At 56.1% G+C, this 656-nt stretch carries 1 protein-coding gene; it reads left to right on the top strand.

The genetic code is table 11. The features are described 5' to 3' along the window. Window positions 1–224 precede the first annotated feature (224 nt). On the top strand, window positions 225–443 hold the full coding sequence (locus P0D80_RS50890; RefSeq protein ID WP_408296500.1) for a hypothetical protein: 219 nt from the start codon (window positions 225–227) through the stop codon (window positions 441–443). The last annotated feature ends 213 nt before the right edge of the window (window positions 444–656 follow it).

The raw sequence follows: 656 nt of genomic DNA, 5'->3' as shown, positions 1-656 counted from the left end.
AGAGCGCGAGTGTCAGGACGGGACGAGTTCTGGTGATCTGAAGTGCGAAAACCAGTTGACAAAACATCGTTCCAATTGACCATCGAACGGGGGCACGTCGGTCAGTCGCGCGGTACAGTGGCCAGCACGTCATCAGGAGACTTGAGCATCCCAGGCTACAGTGCGCTTCACAGACGAACAAAAAATCGGCCAGAATAAGCTCACTACATCTGCGAGGGAAGGCGATGAAGTCGATCAAATTGCGTGTGCCGCGGGAAGAGGCAGCCGATCTTCCCGACGACCTGGCGGCCTGGGCGAGAATCACCGGCGTTGATCCCGGGATAGCTGTAATCAGCGAACCGGCTGCTACGACAGATGCGAGTTCGCCCATCCTGTACGCGGTCTACATCAGCGAGAGCTTCTTCGAGCAGTTCCCTGAATGGCGAATGTACGTAGACCAATAAGCCCGGGGAAAACCGGCAAAGTGACTTTGAACGGCACGGTTTGCTAAGGCTTGTTCGACGAATTACACAGGATTCGCTGCTCAGCATGGAGCAAGCCCACGGTTGATGGCAGCCAGAATGATCGGCAGCAGAACCGGCTTCACGAAATAGTGATCAAATCCGGCGCGCATCGACTCAGCCCGCTCAAATGGCAACGATAGGCCACTCACCGCC

This window comes from Paraburkholderia sp. RL17-373-BIF-A, assembly GCF_046030175.1.
Classification (GTDB): Bacteria; Pseudomonadota; Gammaproteobacteria; order Burkholderiales; family Burkholderiaceae; genus Paraburkholderia.
Note: the sequence above shows the minus strand (reverse complement) of the source record. Positions and strands in the feature narration are given on the sequence as shown.